Consider the following 16,237-nt stretch of genomic DNA (forward strand, 5'->3'; position numbering starts at 1 on the left):
TAACCCAAAGGTCACAGGTTCAAATCCTGTCCCCGCAACCAAGGTCCCGTGGTGTAGCGGTTAACATGCCTGCCTGTCACGCAGGAGATCGCGGGTTCGATTCCCGTCGGGACCGCCATTTTATACATACGCTTAGAAAAGCGTCTTTATGGAAGTAACAAATGTGGCTCAGTAGCTCAGTTGGTAGAGCAAAGGACTGAAAATCCTTGTGTCGGCGGTTCGATTCCGTCCTGAGCCACCATAATTGCGGGTGTAGTTTAGTGGTAAAACCTCAGCCTTCCAAGCTGATGATGGGAGTTCGATTCTCCCCACCCGCTCCAATAGGGGCCTATAGCTCAGCTGGTTAGAGCGCACGCCTGATAAGCGTGAGGTCGGTGGTTCGAGTCCACTTAGGCCCACCATTCCGCAGTAGCTCAGTGGTAGAGCAATCGGCTGTTAACCGATCGGTCGTAAGTTCGAGTCTTACCTGCGGAGCCATTTTTATGGGGAAGTACTCAAGTGGCTCAAGAGGCGCCCCTGCTAAGGGTGTAGATCGCGAAAGCGGTGCGAGGGTTCGAATCCCTCCTTCTCCGCCATAATTTTGGCCCCTTGGTCAAGCGGTTAAGACACCGCCCTTTCACGGCGGTATCACGGGTTCGAATCCCGTAGGGGTCATACATAAAAAGGTATTGCACAACTGTGCAATACCTTTTTCTATTATCCGATATAAGTTATGTAGGAAGCAGCTGAGGGGAGTACAAGGCTTTGCAATAGTGTAGAGTCGTGTTGACAATTTATGCACTGCTATTTGAAAAAGTTGTCACGCTACTGCTATCTGTCCTCAAACTGGTACTTGATAGTATGCAACGGCTAGTGAAGTTAAGGAACGAAAGTACATGCAAAAGAGTAAGCCCTACAATGAACGCATGTGGGACTTACTCTTTTTTTAATTACTTATCTTTCTCTGCATCAATATAGCTGTCACTTTCTTTATAAGGGATGTCACCTAATGGTGATTCAATCCCTTCCACATCCAACTCCTCTTCATACTCTATCGCGTCTGCAGTGCGTACAAACCCAGCTGGTTCACCGGTAATGTCAGACACTGCAAACTCTTCGTATTCTTCTACACTATCTTCATTTTCTTCATCGTACAGATCACCGTAGTCTCGATTTTTATTGCCTGAGAAGTCTGAAGGTGTTTCAGATGTTCCTGATTGTGCGATTTCCTGGAAGCTATCTTCGTAATCTATTGCGTCTCCTTCCCTTCGTGCTGCAAATGAATTAGGATCTGCCATGATTAATAAATCCTCTTCAACTGGTCGATCAGTTGGAACATCTTTTTTCGCGTCATCAATACACACAGTCGTGTAAGGGATTGCTTCTAAGCGCTCAAATTGTATTTCCTTACCACAGACTTCACATTTGCCATAAGTGCCGTCCTGCATGGCTTGTAGCGCGTTCTGAACTTTTTCTAGCTCACCTTCTGCGTGTGTATTGAGTGCCATGTCCTTTTCACGCTCATATAATTCTGTTCCCATATCAGCGGGGTGATTATCATACATGGATAATTCGCCTACATCTTCTTGTGCAGTCTTTACAATCTCCGTCTCGTTTTCTGTTTCAGTCAAACGTTCTTCCATAGCTCGTAATTCTTTTTCGAGTTGTTGAATTTGTTTAGTTGTTAACAATATAGTCACGACCCTTTCTATGTGGCTTTCTTAGTTGACCGATAAAGTCCGAGAAAGCTTTCTTATTTCAGTCTTTCCCTGTTTACAAGCTATAGTAAACCTCTACAACAAAAAAACGTCCACCTTTTTCAGTGTGGACGTTGTGGAGATAGTTTATTCAGATGAAGTGAGCGATGAGAATGCCGATACCGAGAAGCAGGCCAAACAGCGTGTTGGTAACGCCAGTATCCTTCATCGCAGGCATGACTTGAATAGGTTGTTCATACTTTCGGAAGGTTTTCGTAGCATGTAACGGTTTGGGAATACTCAGTAGTACGAGTAATGCCCATGCAGACACATGACCTGTCACGACAAGTGCAATGATCCATCCATACGACACGATGAAAAACATTGCCAATATCGTTACAGCATTATTTCGACCTATAAGAATTGCCATGGTTTTCCTGCCACCCTTAGTATCTTGTACAATATCCCGAATATTGTTTGCTAACATAATCGCACCTACTAAAAGCATGCTCGGTACAGATAGCAATATGGCATTGCCAGTGACAGTTCCTGTTTGAATATAGAATGCAATTAAAATTAATAACATGCCCATAATAAATCCAGAAACCAGCTCGCCGAATGGGGTATAAGCAATCGGATAGGGTCCGCCAGTATACAAATAGCCAATCAGCATGGCAACAGAACCTACGACGGCAAGCCACCAAGAAGTTTCCATGCAAATGTAAATGCCTAGGAGAACAGATAAGCCATACAGAATGAGTGCTAAATTTAATACGGTTTTTGGTTGTACGCCGTTCCGGACGATCGTACCGCCAATACCGATCGAGTGTTCATCGTCGAGTCCTCGTTTGAAATCATAGTATTCATTGAACATATTCGTAGCCATCTGTAAAAATAAACTTGCTACAAGCATCGCTAAAAATAACGGGAAATGAAGTGGTCCGTATTGTAACGCAATCATGGTCCCTAAAAAGACAGGTGCAAAAGCAGCAGTCAATGTGTGTGGGCGCGTTAGCTGCCACCAAACTCGCCAGCCGGTATCGGTTTCTATTGTGTGTTGCACGGGTAATCTCTCCTTATATATGTAATCATCATCTGATAGTATACAACAAAAACAAGCAGTTAGGTAAGAAGAGATGACTGCAAAAGATAATTGTCGAATGCGCTCCTATACAGCGAGACATTATATATTAAGTACAGCGTCCAATGTGCTAGAATAGAGGTACTTATTGTTCAGAGAAATGAAGTCTGAGCGTAAATTGTCGAAAAACATATTGCACGATGAGAAGGAGAGAGTGGGATGATTCGGAAATTGACCGATCGAGAGAAGACGGTTCCGGCAACAGGCGCTGAATCTCGTTTTTTTACGGAAACATTGGAAGTGGAAACGCTTAGTCCGCTTGCTTTTTTTGAAGCAGGCTTTTCACATTATGGTGAGCATCGTTTCTTCTGGCAAAATGCAGACAAGACAGTAAAACTTGTCGGTTTGGGTCAGGCTACAGTTCTAACAGCGGAGAAGGATCGTTTTCAGTCGATTTCTTCACAATGGGCAACGTTATGTGAAGGTTTGATTAAGGAAGAAAAAGATGTCGATCCGGTGTTGTTTGGAGGGTTTTCTTTTGATCCTCACACCCGCCAAGACGATGAGTGGAACGCTTTTCCAGCTGCTTATTTTACTGTGCCTTTATTCCAACTGAAAATCGAAAAAGGTAAAACGTATGTATCGATTAATTATATTACGGATGAACCGCAAACCGCAGCAGACTTTGAAGCGTTGCGTCAAGAACGTGACCGCTTGATTCATATTGCACAGGTTGACGAATTCACGTTCCAAGGAAAGCCGAGCGTAATCAAGCAGACAGAATTGGCTACGGACCGCTATATGGACGCTGTAGAGCACGTGACATCGCATATTAAAGCGCAAGAGGCAGAGAAAGTAGTCATTGCACGTAAAATTAAACTGACGTTCGAAGAAGAATTCCAAAAGGCTGCTGCGTTGCATACGATTACGAATGAACAGTCTGCTAGTTATCACTTTGGTCTGCAAATTGGGAAGGAAATGTTCTTCGGTGCAACGCCAGAGAGATTGGTTGAAATTTATAAGGGACATGCGTATTCAGCTTGTGTAGCGGGTTCTATTGAACGCGGAAAAACGGCTCAAGAAGATCAGCGACTTGGGGAAGTGTTGTTACGAGATAAGAAAAACCGTGAAGAACATCAATATGTAGTCGATATGATTACGCAAGTCTTCTCGGATTTTTGCACATCACTACAAGTCAATAAAACACCAAAGCTTTTGAAAGTACGAGATATACAGCATTTATTCACGCCGGTTGAAGGCGAGCTTGCGAAGAATCAGGATATATTCCGTCTAGTAGAAGCACTTCATCCAACGCCTGCTCTAGGTGGAGTTCCACGTCAGAAAGCGCTCGAAATCATTCGCGAAGAAGAGCAAATGGACCGTGGCTTTTATGCCGGGCCGATTGGTTGGGCGGATTCTGCGGGTAATGGAGAGTTTGCAGTGGCCATTCGGTCTGGACTGCTAACTGGCAATGAGGCCTATTTATATGCTGGCGGAGGTATTGTAGCCGATTCTACACCAACGGAAGAATATGCGGAAACATGGGTGAAATTCCGTCCCGTGTTACGCGCGCTCGGAGGCCGTTTACATGAATGATCATGAAACAGGATTAACGAGTTATGTGCTTCGTTTAACAGATGCTCTTATACGGCAAGGAGCCAATAGAGCGGTTATTAGTCCCGGATCCAGATCAACACCACTCGCGTATGCGCTAACGAACTCTGAGGGTATGCAGACCTATATGCATACCGATGAGCGCTCCGCAGCTTTTTACGCACTTGGATTAGTGAAGGCGACTGGACAACCGGTGATTTTACTATGTACATCAGGAACAGCTGCATCGAACTATCATCCTGCAGTGACAGAAGCTTTTTATGCAAGATTGCCGTTGATCGTCATCACAGCGGACCGTCCGCATGAATTACGTGAAGTCGGTGCTCCACAAGCAATCGATCAAATTCGCATGTTCGGAGAGCACGTTAAAGATAGTGTCGATTTCCCTGTGCCTGAAAATCGAGAAGACATTTTACGATATATGGAACAACGTGCCGTTAGACTACTTTCCGTTGCGAAAACTGCACCACAAGGACCTGTTCATTTAAATGTACCGTTTCGAGAGCCGTTACTTATTGATTTACAAGCAACTGCGCAAGTCAGTCGATTCCAGCAACAGTTGGTAGGGAACTTGGCTGTAACAGAAGAAATGGCAAGAGTACTCGAAACGGCCATTACACAATCGAAAAAAGGCATACTCGTTATGGGCGAGCTAGCGACAACTTTAGATAAGAACTGTTTCTGGGACTTTGCTAAAGCGCTTCAATGGCCCGTACTATGCGATCCACTGTCCAATCTGCGCTCACAAGTGCCTTCAGATTGTAACGATCTTTGTATTGATCAGTATGATGCGTTACTGAAAAGTGAAGTGTTTGTCGAAAAAGTGCGACCTGATTGCGTCATACGATTCGGCCCGCAACCCATCTCTAAACCATTATTGTTGTTTTTGAAGAAGAGTTGTCCAGAAACGTATATCGTGATCGATGACTCACCAAACTATCGTGATCCGATTGGTCTGACTACCCATCATTTACAAGTGAGTGCAGAGAGTATGTGGCAGCAAATATATCTACCACGTGAGCGAACAAAGTATACGAAACAGTGGACTGAAGCCAATCAAATTTCCACAGATGTCATGAATGACGATGAACATTTCAATCAAGACGAAGGTCACTTCGTTCGTCAATTCATTGCCAACTTACCGGATGGATCGGATGTAGTCTGTAGCAGCAGTATGCCGATTCGAGATGTGGATACGCATTTCCAAAAGACAAACCGCGATATTTCATTGTTCTGCAATAGAGGAACAAATGGGATTGACGGGGTAGTCTCGACTGCTCTAGGTATTCAAGAAGGGCGTAAACGCAAGACCTATTTATTGATTGGAGATTTAGCTTTTTTGCATGATATCAACGGATTGATTATTTCCCGTTTACAGCAAACCGATTTGACAATCGTTCTGATTAATAACAACGGTGGCGGGATATTTTCCTATTTACCGCAAGCGTCTATTGAACACCATTATGAGCAATTATTTGGAACCCCCACAAATTTAACATTCCATCATATCGCAGCAATGTATGAAGCGCAGTATGATGCGGTAGATACGATACAAGCATTCGAACAGGCAATGCAAACCGATAAGAGGACTAATCTACGAATTATTGAAGTGGCAACAGTGCGTGCAGACAATGTGGAAGCTCATCGCTCTGTGTGGCGGGAAATCGCGAAGAAGGTGGAACGCATTGACGACTGAACTATTGACGATCAGAGGCATTGATACGCACATTGCACGATACGGAGATGAACTCTTGCCGCCAATTGTCATGTTGCATGGTTTTACAGGCTCGACAGCTACTTGGCAGGAAACGATTGAACAGCTTGTGACGGATTATCATGTTGTCGCGATTGATTTAATCGGACATGGCAAGACAGAGGCACCCGAAACGATTACTCGCTACAAGATGGAAGAACAAATAAAGGATTTGTATGAAGTCTTACAGAAGCTTGAAATTGAGAAGCCGAATTTGCTGGGCTACTCGATGGGTGGGCGTGTTGCGCTAGGCTATACTGCAACATATCCTGAAAAAGTAACGAGTCTTGTACTTGAGAGCAGTTCACCAGGCTTGCGTACATCAGAACAACGACTCGCACGGCGTACCGCAGATAATAAGCTTGCAGATAAGATAGAACAACAAGGAATGCTAGAATTCGTCGACTTTTGGCAGGAGATTCCGTTATTTCATACACAAAAGAAACTGACTGAATCACAACAACAAGCAGTGCGCAATGAACGCCTCAATCAAAGTCCAACCGGTCTGGCAAACAGTTTACGTGGGATTGGGACGGGCAGTCAGCCATCATACTGGCAGACGCTTGAGCAACTTTCATTACCTATATTATTAGTTACCGGAAGTGAAGACGAGAAATTTGAAACTATTGCACAGGAAATGATAAAAAACCTGCCAAATGCCCGGCACGAAACGATAAAAAATGCAGGGCATGCAATTCACGTGGAAAAACCTCAACAATTTGCTACAATGATAAAGAGCTTTCTGAAAACAGTGTAAAACTAGAGGAGGAATTTATTATGACCCGTCAATGGGAAACGCTTCGTACATATGATGATATCAAGTACGAAATGTACAATGGTATCGCAAAAATCACGATTAATCGTCCGGAAGTGCGCAATGCATTCCGTCCTAAAACAGTAATGGAACTAATCGATGCATTTTCACGTGCAAGAGATGATCAGAGAATTGGAGTGATCGTGTTAACTGGTGAAGGAGAGAAAGCGTTCTGCTCTGGTGGCGATCAATCTGTTCGTGGTCACGGTGGGTATGTTGGAGACGACGAAATTCCACGTTTGAACGTTTTAGATCTTCAACGTTTGATTCGCGTTATTCCAAAACCAGTTGTTGCAATGGTAGCAGGATACGCAATCGGTGGCGGTCACGTGTTACATGTAGTATGTGACTTGACGATTGCTGCAGACAATGCACGTTTCGGACAAACAGGGCCTACTGTAGGCTCATTTGATGCAGGATATGGTTCAGGATACCTTGCGCGCATTGTTGGCCATAAAAAAGCACGTGAGATCTGGTACTTATGTCGTCAATATGACGCGCAAGAAGCACTCGATATGGGCTTAGTCAACACTGTGGTTCCTTATGAGCAGCTAGAAGACGAAACCGTTCAATGGTGTGAAGAAATGCTAGGCAAGAGTCCAACTGCACTTCGCTTCCTGAAAGCGGCAATGAATGCAGATACAGACGGCTTGGCTGGACTTCAGCAACTGGCTGGAGACGCTACATTGCTTTATTACACAACGGATGAAGCGAAAGAAGGACGCGACGCGTTTAAAGAAAAGCGTAAACCGGACTTCGATCAATTCCCACGTTTCCCTTAAATAAATGAAAGCTGCCTAACTTAGGCAGCTTTTTCATTACGTTATTTTTAATTGGAGGAGTTACCTATGATGATTCCAAATTGGCTTGCACAACGGGCCAAATTGACGCCTGACGCATCCGCTTTAGTTACCGGGCAAGGACAGTGGTCATATCTTGAACTATATGAACAATCCCTTGAAATCGCACAACAACTTCATCATCTTGGAGTTGAGTCCGAAAGTAGGGTGGCGCTGCTCAGCCACTCCAATGAACAAACGGTACTTTTCATCCATGCGTGCTGGTTATTAAGTGTGGAGGTAGTCTGTCTGAACAATCGGCTGACAGAACAAGAATTAGATTGGCAAGTACGTGATTCCGAAGCTCAAATTATGCTTGTAGACGATCAAATACATACCTATCCAAAATTAGGTCATATCAAGAGCTTATACTATTCCGCAGTTCGACAATCTGAGCGAAAAGAGTTCATCATGCTGGAACAGTGGACTGAAAATCAGACGCTATCGATTATGTACACTTCAGGCACTACAGGTGTTCCTAAAGGAGTCCGACAGACAGCTGGAAATCATACGTCGAGCGCACTTGCTTCAGCGTTGAATCTCGGATTGACCGATGAAGATTCATGGCTTTGCATGATGCCGTTATTCCATATAAGTGGACTATCGATCGTCATTCGCTCCGTGATCTACGGAATGGAAATGCGCTTGTACGAAAAATTTGATGCAAAAGAAGCTGCTGCACAAATCATATCAGGGCGTGTAACCGCCATGTCGGTTGTTGCCTTGACGCTCGATCAAATAGTTCGTGTGATGGCATCAACTGATAGCAAAGCACATCCACAATTTCGTACTATGCTCGTAGGTGGAGGTCCCGTACCACTGGATTATCTGGAGCGCGCGACTGCACGTGGACTCCCGATACTTCAGACATACGGTATGACCGAAACATGTTCGCAAACGACGACTCTTGGAAAAGCAGATGCGACGCGTAAGCTAGGTTCAGCAGGTAAACCGTTATTTTTCAATCAAGTGGCAATTAAAGATACTGTTCAACCAGGTGAAATAGGAGAAGTGCTCATAAAAGGTCCTCACGTGACGCCAGGTTACATCGGAAGTCAAAGTACACACAATGCGCTGACCGAAGATGGTTGGCTTGCTACAGGAGATGCTGGCTATCTTGACGAGGAAGGTTATTTGTTCATCGTGGATCGACGTGCTGATTTGATTATTTCAGGTGGGGAGAATATTTATCCTGCCGAGATTGAAAATGTGTTACTAGCACATCCTACTATAAGGGAAGCTGGCGTTTGTGGGAGAGAGGATCCGGAGTGGGGACAAGTACCTGTTGCATTCCTCGTGGGTTCAGCTAACACGCAAGAGCTGTTGGAATTCTGTTCCGAACGTCTAGCGCGTTATAAACTACCAAAGGAATTTCGATTCGTAGAGCAACTGCCTCGCAATGCATCGAATAAACTCATGCGATTCGAATTGAAAAAATGGCTATAAAAAAACAGTGGAGTATACATCCACTGTTAGCTACCTAATGCTTTTTTCAATACTGCCAAATTCTGTTCCATAAGAGTAAAGTACGTTTCTTCCTTTTGAATATCTTCTTCAGTTAACACACTCAAATTATGCAAAGTAAGTGCTTCGGCATCCAGTTCTTTTTTAATGACTTCAGCCAATTTTGAGCTGACGTTTTGTTCAAATAAAATATACTGGATGTCTTGTTCTTTTGCATTTTTCACAAGAGAAGCTAATTCTTTTTGTGAAGGTTCATTCTGCGAGTCAAGACCAGATACTGCAAGTTGCTGTAACCCGTATGCGTCTGCCAAGTAGCCGAATGCTGCATGGGACACGAAGAATGTTTTGTTTGGTGCGGCATCTGCCATGGTTTTAAATCCGCGATCTAATTCTTCTAATTCATCATATAAAACATCAAAGTTTTTCTTGAAAGACTCTGCATGTTCAGGTAGTTCATCCGACAACTCTTGTGTGATTTTCTCCGCGAGTTTCGTGCTGAGATAAGGAGATATCCAAACATGTGGATCGACTGCCCCTTCATGTCCGTGATCATCATGCTCTTCTTCTCCATGTTCGTGAGAATGCCCCTCTTCCAATTCCTCGAAATCGATGTAATCAGCGATTGGAACAAACTGAACCTCTTCATTCTGCAACGTTTTCTCCGTCTTTTGTACAAAACCTTCAAGTCCAAGTCCTATATAGAAGAATAAATCTCCTTTTGCCAAGGACATCATATCTTTCTGTGTAGGCTCAAACACGTGCTCATCTGTCCCAGGCGGGTAGATGGATTTCACGTCGACGTACTCTCCACCTATGCGTTCAGTGAAATATTGCAATGGATAGACAGTAGTGTAAACGAGTAATGGTTTGGATGACGTATCATCCGGTTCGGTAGTTGCACTATTGTTACAACCACTTAATACTAGCAACAAAGCGGCTGCCAGCAGTAGTAAACGATTTTTCATTCAAAATGCCTCCGTGACGTAATCGGAATGATTACTATTTAGATTGTTTTTTCATCATACAAGATATGTTGTATGTTTGCAACCTAGTACGGATTATTTCGTATCTGATTTTTTGGGAGGTACTGGATCAAATCCACCTTTATGAAATGGATGACATTTTAAAATTCGCATTACCGCAAGCCAACTACCTTTGAGCGCTCCGTGCGTCTCAATTGCTTCCACACCATAATGTGAACAAGTAGGATGAAATCGGCATGAGGGCGGTGATAGGGGGGAAATAAATTTCTGGTAGAACCGGATCAGTTGTATAAATACTTTCTTCACTATATCCATCACCTTCTGACGTAATAAGGTTTAGTTTACCTATATAAGTGGTAAATTAAAAGAGAGAAGCATAAAACGATTATAGGAGTGTTTTTTTATGTCTAAGGAATTAATTCAGGAACTAAACAAACAAGTATCTACCTGGTCTGTATTGTATGCGAAGCTTCATAACTATCACTGGTATGTAAAAGGAAGTCAATTCTTCACATTACACGCTAAATTTGAAGAGTTGTACAATGAAGCAACATTGCATATGGACGAAATTGCAGAACGTGTACTGACTTTAGGTGGCGAACCGACTGCAACATTATCCCAGCATTTATCTGAATCTGTTGTCGACGAAGCAAAAGGCACAGAAAAAGCGAATGATATGGTGCAGACGTTAGTAGATGATTTTGATAAGACCATGAAATCATTGAAAAAAGGTATGGAACTTGCAGCGAAGGATTCAGATCATATGACGGAAGATATGTTAAATGCCGTTTATCAGAGTGTGGAAAAGCATCAATGGATGTTAAACGCATTTCTCGGCGAAACAAACGAGTAAAACTCTTCATTCATCAAAAAATTAGCCGATAGTAAGAAGTGAATACCAGGAAGGAGTTGAACGATATGGATATCAATTCAATCATGTCCAGCCAGTTGAGAAGCTTGCAATCAACCGTTCAAATGAGCGTCATGAATAAGGCTCTTTCAATGGAGACTTCTGCTATGAATGATATGCTAAATGGTCTTGAAAACCAATCTGTAGCGCATCCAACGAAAGGCGCTTCTATCGATATCAAGGCTTGAATGGAGAACACACATCTTGAATAATTAGAGATGTGTGTTTTTTTATGGAAGTAGACAGAAATACTGTTAGAATATAAATAAAACAAGACATAGTAGGAGGTATATTGAAAATGGCTCAAGGACAATATTTGCGTAATTTAATTATCGAAACTCCTTCTAAACCGGGCAATCTTGGTAAAGTTACTATGGCAATTGGTCAGTTAAATGGGGATATTGGTGACATCCAAACGATTAAAGTAGGAACGCTTTCTACGATTAGAGAAATTGCATTACAATGTAATGATCAAGAGCATTTGGCTGAAATCGTGGTAGCGATTGAAAACTTAAAACAAGGTATCAAAGTTCAAGCTATTACAGATGATGTATTGCAAATGCATGAAGGCGGAAAAATTCATATGAAAGCCACTCACGAAATCCGTTCCCTAGCAGATTTACGGAGAGTCTATACACCGGGTGTGGCAAGTGTATGCAAAACAATCCAAGAAGATCCGGAACAGGCAAATTATTTCACAGGTATTTCAAATACGGTAGCAATCGTGACTGATGGTACAGCTATTTTAGGGCTTGGAGATATTGGTCCTGTAGCGGGGATGCCCGTTATGGAAGGAAAAGCTGTCTTATTTGATCAATTCGTTGGTATTAGTGGTATCCCTATTTTACTTGATACAAGCAATCCCGATGAAGTCGTAGAAACGATCAAACATATCCATCAAGGCTTTGGTGCGATTTTACTGGAGGATATTGGATCCCCGCATTGCTTTGAAATTGAAGAGCGTTTAAAAAAAGAATTGCCGATTCCTGTTATGCATGATGATCAGCATGGCACAGCAGTCGTAGCATTAGCAGCAGCGCTCACAGCATGCAAACATGTTGGAGTGGACCTGGCCGATGCTTCAGTCGGACAAATTGGTTTAGGCGCGGCAGGTCTAGCAATCAGCCGCATGTTTATGGCATATGGTGTAGCAGAAATGAAAGGAACAGATCCTAATCCCCGTGCCAAAGAGATGTTAGCGAAGTACGGTGGTACCGTCGTTGAAACAATGGAAGAAATCATGGAGACATGCGATGTAGTCATTGCGACAACTGGTGTTGCTAATCTCATTAAGCCAGAAATGATTCGTAAAGGTCAAATCATCTTGGCTTTATCTAATCCGAACGCAGAAATCACTCCAGAAATTGCATTGGAAGCAGGCGCAGCTTATGCGGCTGATGGTCGTCTAGTCAATAATGTTCTTGGATTCCCAGGCATCTTCCGTGGTGCACTTAATGCAAATGCGAAAGCTATCACGTATCCAATGCTTATCGCTGCAGCCTTGGCCATTGTAGATAGCACAAAGCGTGACGATTTAGTACCGCATCCATTAGATCCTAACGTTCACATTAATGTAGCGTTGGCAGTTGAAAAAGTAGTGTATGAAGAACAGGATCAAGAAATTTAAAGCGATGACCTATTAACAATATATCGTTAATAGGTTTTTTGCTGTAGAATAATTTTTCCTTTATGAAGCATCCTACGTAAAAAGAGAAAGTAGGATGATTATGATAGAAGAAAAATATCCAATGTATATATCACTTAATCACAAATTAGTACTTGCAGATCCTCACTCTTCGACATGGGAATATAAAGTAGAGGTTACAAAAGAAGTTTATCCTGTTTTCGAAAAACTATTTGCTCAGATGGAACAACTAGAATGGCAAAATTTCCTTCGATCGCATTTACCTTATGCTCAATATCATTATGACCCAGACAATGACAAATTGGATTTACGATTGAAGAAGGTCTTTGCACTGATTCATGAATTTACCGATGATGAATCCAAACGTTTTATCGAGCAACTACCGCTATTTCGTTGATTCCTCGCTCATCTTTCCGCTACACTAGAGGAAAGGACGTGATCCGTATTGCTGAAATTTGAAGATTTACAAGGGGCCCATGTGGAATTGACTTTTGGACCCAATTTACATCAAATTGAATCTCGCCATGTGCTCGTTATTATTAAGCACGACAATCGCTGGTTATTGACCAAACATAGAATACGCGGCATTGAATTTCCTGGTGGAAAAGCGGAATTAGGAGAGACAATTGAACAAGCTGCTATTCGGGAAACGATGGAAGAAACAGGCGTCACTGTAGAAAATATTCATTCATTTGCTGAGTACGTAGTCTTTACTGATCCGCCTTTTTGCAAAGCCGTTTTCACAGGAGATATAACACATGTGGAAAAAGACTTTACGTTAATGGAAACAGAAGGCGTAGTTTGGATGACCGACGCTGAACTAGATGCCTGTACTGAACTCAGCTTTCATATGAAAGATCGCGGAATGGGTGAGCTTAGGAAGTGGGTGGAAGCGAATGATAGAACTAACTGATGGTAAAATCATACGGAGAAAAGATTATCCCTCCCCAAACCCCCATGTCAGATTGGAAGAAATCACCTATAGTTCTGATAGCTTGCTTGTAAAAGGACTTCTGGCAACACCGAAAGCAAAAGGACGGTATGATGGATTGCTTTATTTACGTGGCGGTATCCAACATGTAGGGATGGTGAGGCCAGCGCGTATTGCACAATTTGCGTCGCATGGTCTTGTGGTATTCGCTCCTTATTATCGCGGCAATCGTGGTGGTGAAGGAAAGGATGAATTTGCGGGGGAGGATCGCAATGATGCCGTGACAGGCGTGGAAGTGCTGAAACAGCAAAGTGCAGTCAATTCAGATCGCATTCATTTATTCTCTTTTTCAAGAGGCGGGATCATGGCCTTATGGACAGCCATTATGCGCGAAGATTTAACTTCTATGGTAACATGGGCAGGAGTTTCAGATGTGATCTTCACATACAAAGAGCGACAGGATATGCGACGTATGATGAAGCGTGTCATCGGTGGCACGCCGAATAGTCAACCAGATGCGTATCGTGAAAGAACAGCGCTATTCCAGATAGAGAATATTGATATTCCGGCATTGATTATCCACGGAACTCTTGATACGAATGTATCGTTTGATCAGGCTTTATTGCTGGAGAATGCATTGCGTGATGCGAATAAAGAGTTTGAAACTTGGTATTTAGAAGGCTTTACGCATTATATTCCTCCTGAAATGAATCGACAACTTGTGAAAAAAGCAGTGGATTGGATGAAGCGACAATGATGTGCATCCGCCACCGCTTAAGTGATTACAATGTAGACGTAAAAAGGCTGACCAGAGGGGTCAGCCTTTTCGTATGCCATTATTTACTGACGGGTGGTCCGCCTTTGATTGCGATGTCTTCTGAAACGTGAGAAAACTTCTTGAAGTTCTCACGGAAAGCATCAGCCAAACGGTTTGCTTCTTTATCGTATTCGTTTGGATCTTCCCAAGCGTAACGAGGGTGTAGAACATTACTTGGTACACCTTCGATTTCAAGAGGCATTTCCAATCCGAAGATTTCGTTCTTCTTTGTTTCTACATTGTCCAACTTCCCGGCGATTGCAGCGCGCACCATTGTACGTGTATAGCCTAAGTTCATACGTGAACCTACACCGTAGATCCCACCAGTCCATCCTGTATTCACAAGGAATACTTTTGAACCGTGCTCATCGATTTTCTTTCCAAGCATCTCTGCATATGTAGCTGCAGGAAGTGGTAGGAATGGTGAACCGAAGCAAGTAGAGAATGTTGGTTCAGGAGCAGTAATTCCACGCTCAGTTCCAGCAAGTTTGGAAGTGAAACCGCTCAAGAAGTGGTACATTGCCTGTTCTTTTGAAAGAATCGAGATTGGAGGCAATACACCAGAAGCATCAGCTGTAAGGAAGATAATGTTCTTCGGATGACCAGCAACTGACGGTGTCACGATATTATCAATGTTTTCGATTGGATATGCAGCACGTGTGTTTTCTGTTAATGATTTATCATCATAATCAGCAATGCGTGTCTCTTCATCCAGTACTACGTTTTCTAAAACAGCGCCAAAACGGATTGCTCCGAAGATTTCAGGTTCTTTTTCAGCAGAAAGATTGATACATTTTGCGTAACATCCGCCTTCAATATTAAATACGCCATTATCAGACCATCCGTGTTCATCATCACCAATAAGTTTACGGTTAGCATCTGCTGAAAGTGTCGTTTTACCTGTTCCAGAAAGACCGAAGAATAAAGCAACATCGCCTTCTTCTCCAACGTTTGCCGAACAGTGCATGGATAGGATATCTTGCTCAGGAAGTAAGAAGTTCATAACAGAGAAAATAGACTTTTTCATTTCTCCAGCGTACTCTGTTCCACCGATTAAGACAATTCGCTTTTCCAGCGATACAATGATGAACGTTTCAGAGTTCGTGCCATCCACTTTTGGATCCGCTTTAAATGAAGGGGCAGCCAAAATGGTGAATTGCGATTCATGTGCTTTCAATTCTTCTTTGGTTGGACGGATGAATAGTTGGTGAACGAACAGATTTTGCCAAGCTAATTCGTTAATTACTTGGATAGACAATTGAGAGTCTTTATCTGCCCCTGCAAACCCTTTAAATACAAAGAGTTCATCTTTTTTCTTCAAATGATCGATGACTTTCGTGTATAATGAATCAAAGATCTCCTCTGAAATCGGACTGTTCGTGCTACCCCAATCTACTTTATCCTTAGACACTGCATCTTCAACGATGAATTTGTCCTTAGGTGAGCGTCCTGTATATTTACCTGTACGTGCAGTGATCGCACCGTCGGCAGAAAGTTTAGCTTCGCCTCTTGCTACTGCTTTTTCCGTTAATTCCGCCACAGACGCTTGGATCGTCACGTTGCTTCCACTAAGAAGACTTTTTAAACTATCATCAATTTTTGCAGATATCATGTTTACATACCGTCCTTTGCGTAGTCGATTTATTTTTATCTTGATGAGAATATCCTAATTCGTAAATAGTATAACACATTAAGAATATTAATCTATAC

15 protein-coding genes, 7 tRNA genes and 1 pseudogene are annotated in these 16,237 nt (G+C 42.8%); 18 read left to right on the plus strand and 5 right to left on the minus strand.

All coding sequences use genetic code 11. The annotated features are described in order from the left end of the window. Positions 1-42 precede the first annotated feature (42 nt). From CSV73_RS07080 to CSV73_RS07110, 7 genes are all read left to right on the plus strand, one after another. Positions 43-118: transfer RNA gene (locus CSV73_RS07080), tRNA-Asp, on the plus strand. 47 nt (positions 119-165) lie between these two features. Next, positions 166-241 (plus strand) — tRNA-Phe (locus CSV73_RS07085). 5 nt (positions 242-246) lie between these two features. Continuing rightward, positions 247-320, plus strand: a tRNA-Gly gene (locus CSV73_RS07090). A gap of 4 nt (positions 321-324) precedes the next feature. After that, positions 325-401, plus strand: a tRNA-Ile gene (locus tag CSV73_RS07095). A 1-nt stretch (position 402) separates the two neighbouring features. Next, positions 403-477: transfer RNA gene (locus CSV73_RS07100), tRNA-Asn, on the plus strand. Positions 478-484: 7 nt separating this feature from the next. Beyond that, positions 485-575, plus strand: a tRNA-Ser gene (locus CSV73_RS07105). Between the two features lie 7 nt (positions 576-582). Beyond that, positions 583-654: transfer RNA gene (locus CSV73_RS07110), tRNA-Glu, on the plus strand. A gap of 275 nt (positions 655-929) precedes the next feature. On the opposite strand, the gene CSV73_RS07115 is transcribed toward CSV73_RS07110, so the two are convergent. After that, positions 930-1,679 (minus strand): TraR/DksA C4-type zinc finger protein, encoded by a 750-nt coding sequence (locus CSV73_RS07115; protein ID WP_233191801.1) that lies wholly within the window; start codon positions 1,677-1,679, stop codon positions 930-932. A 148-nt stretch (positions 1,680-1,827) separates the two neighbouring features. Further along, positions 1,828-2,739 carry a 1,4-dihydroxy-2-naphthoate polyprenyltransferase gene (locus CSV73_RS07120; protein WP_085131411.1) on the minus strand — a complete coding sequence of 304 codons (912 nt, stop codon included), beginning with the start codon at positions 2,737-2,739 and terminating at the stop codon, positions 1,828-1,830. A 237-nt stretch (positions 2,740-2,976) separates the two neighbouring features. On the opposite strand from CSV73_RS07120, the gene CSV73_RS07125 reads away from it, so the two are divergent. From CSV73_RS07125 to CSV73_RS07145, 5 genes and pseudogenes are all read left to right on the plus strand, one after another. Then, positions 2,977-4,353: an isochorismate synthase gene (locus CSV73_RS07125; protein ID WP_099627040.1), complete on the plus strand. Its 1,377-nt coding sequence runs from the start codon at positions 2,977-2,979 to the stop codon at positions 4,351-4,353. Then, a pseudogene (menD, locus tag CSV73_RS07130) lies at positions 4,346-5,890 on the plus strand (2-succinyl-5-enolpyruvyl-6-hydroxy-3-cyclohexene-1-carboxylic-acid synthase); the annotation flags it as partial. The gene CSV73_RS07125 and the pseudogene menD, both read left to right, overlap by 8 nt. A 166-nt stretch (positions 5,891-6,056) precedes the next feature. Continuing rightward, positions 6,057-6,881, plus strand: coding sequence for a 2-succinyl-6-hydroxy-2,4-cyclohexadiene-1-carboxylate synthase (menH, locus tag CSV73_RS07135; RefSeq protein ID WP_233194261.1), 825 nt, complete (start codon positions 6,057-6,059; stop codon positions 6,879-6,881). Between the two features lie 20 nt (positions 6,882-6,901). After that, positions 6,902-7,720 carry a 1,4-dihydroxy-2-naphthoyl-CoA synthase gene (gene menB / locus CSV73_RS07140; protein ID WP_029055123.1) on the plus strand — a complete coding sequence of 273 codons (819 nt, stop codon included), beginning with the start codon at positions 6,902-6,904 and terminating at the stop codon, positions 7,718-7,720. Between the two features lie 66 nt (positions 7,721-7,786). Next, the gene (locus CSV73_RS07145; protein WP_233202849.1) at positions 7,787-9,223 is read left to right on the plus strand and encodes an o-succinylbenzoate--CoA ligase; all 1,437 of its coding nucleotides are present in this window, start codon (positions 7,787-7,789) and stop codon (positions 9,221-9,223) included. Positions 9,224-9,249: 26 nt separating this feature from the next. Here CSV73_RS07145 and CSV73_RS07150 read toward each other — a convergent pair whose 3' ends face one another. Further along, positions 9,250-10,206, minus strand: coding sequence for a metal ABC transporter solute-binding protein, Zn/Mn family (locus tag CSV73_RS07150; RefSeq protein WP_099627041.1), 957 nt, complete (start codon positions 10,204-10,206; stop codon positions 9,250-9,252). 93 nt (positions 10,207-10,299) lie between these two features. Continuing rightward, complete coding sequence (gene yidD, locus CSV73_RS07155; RefSeq protein ID WP_085131406.1) at positions 10,300-10,530, minus strand: membrane protein insertion efficiency factor YidD; 231 nt, start codon at positions 10,528-10,530, stop codon at positions 10,300-10,302. A 97-nt stretch (positions 10,531-10,627) separates the two neighbouring features. On the opposite strand from yidD, the gene CSV73_RS07160 reads away from it, so the two are divergent. From CSV73_RS07160 to CSV73_RS07185, 6 genes are all read left to right on the plus strand, one after another. Continuing rightward, positions 10,628-11,077 carry a Dps family protein gene (locus CSV73_RS07160; protein ID WP_085131405.1) on the plus strand — a complete coding sequence of 150 codons (450 nt, stop codon included), beginning with the start codon at positions 10,628-10,630 and terminating at the stop codon, positions 11,075-11,077. A 65-nt stretch (positions 11,078-11,142) separates the two neighbouring features. Continuing rightward, positions 11,143-11,322, plus strand: coding sequence for a putative motility protein (locus CSV73_RS07165; RefSeq protein ID WP_085131404.1), 180 nt, complete (start codon positions 11,143-11,145; stop codon positions 11,320-11,322). A gap of 110 nt (positions 11,323-11,432) precedes the next feature. Beyond that, a complete protein-coding gene (locus CSV73_RS07170; RefSeq protein ID WP_085131403.1) occupies positions 11,433-12,761 on the plus strand; it encodes an NAD-dependent malic enzyme in 1,329 nt (442 codons plus the stop codon). Positions 12,762-12,861: 100 nt separating this feature from the next. Beyond that, on the plus strand, positions 12,862-13,176 hold the full coding sequence (locus CSV73_RS07175; protein WP_232319204.1) for a transposase: 315 nt from the start codon (positions 12,862-12,864) through the stop codon (positions 13,174-13,176). Positions 13,177-13,224: 48 nt separating this feature from the next. Next, positions 13,225-13,692 carry an NUDIX hydrolase gene (locus CSV73_RS07180; RefSeq protein WP_099627042.1) on the plus strand — a complete coding sequence of 156 codons (468 nt, stop codon included), beginning with the start codon at positions 13,225-13,227 and terminating at the stop codon, positions 13,690-13,692. Beyond that, complete coding sequence (locus CSV73_RS07185; protein ID WP_099627043.1) at positions 13,676-14,467, plus strand: alpha/beta hydrolase family protein; 792 nt, start codon at positions 13,676-13,678, stop codon at positions 14,465-14,467. The genes CSV73_RS07180 and CSV73_RS07185 overlap by 17 nt, the downstream gene beginning before the upstream one ends. A 79-nt stretch (positions 14,468-14,546) precedes the next feature. Here CSV73_RS07185 and pckA read toward each other — a convergent pair whose 3' ends face one another. Beyond that, on the minus strand, positions 14,547-16,139 hold the full coding sequence (gene pckA / locus CSV73_RS07190) for a phosphoenolpyruvate carboxykinase (ATP) (RefSeq protein ID WP_099627044.1): 1,593 nt from the start codon (positions 16,137-16,139) through the stop codon (positions 14,547-14,549). Between the last annotated feature and the right edge of the window lie 98 nt (positions 16,140-16,237).

This window comes from Sporosarcina sp. P1, assembly GCF_002743155.1.
GTDB lineage: Bacteria > Bacillota > Bacilli > Bacillales_A > Planococcaceae > Sporosarcina > Sporosarcina ureae_B.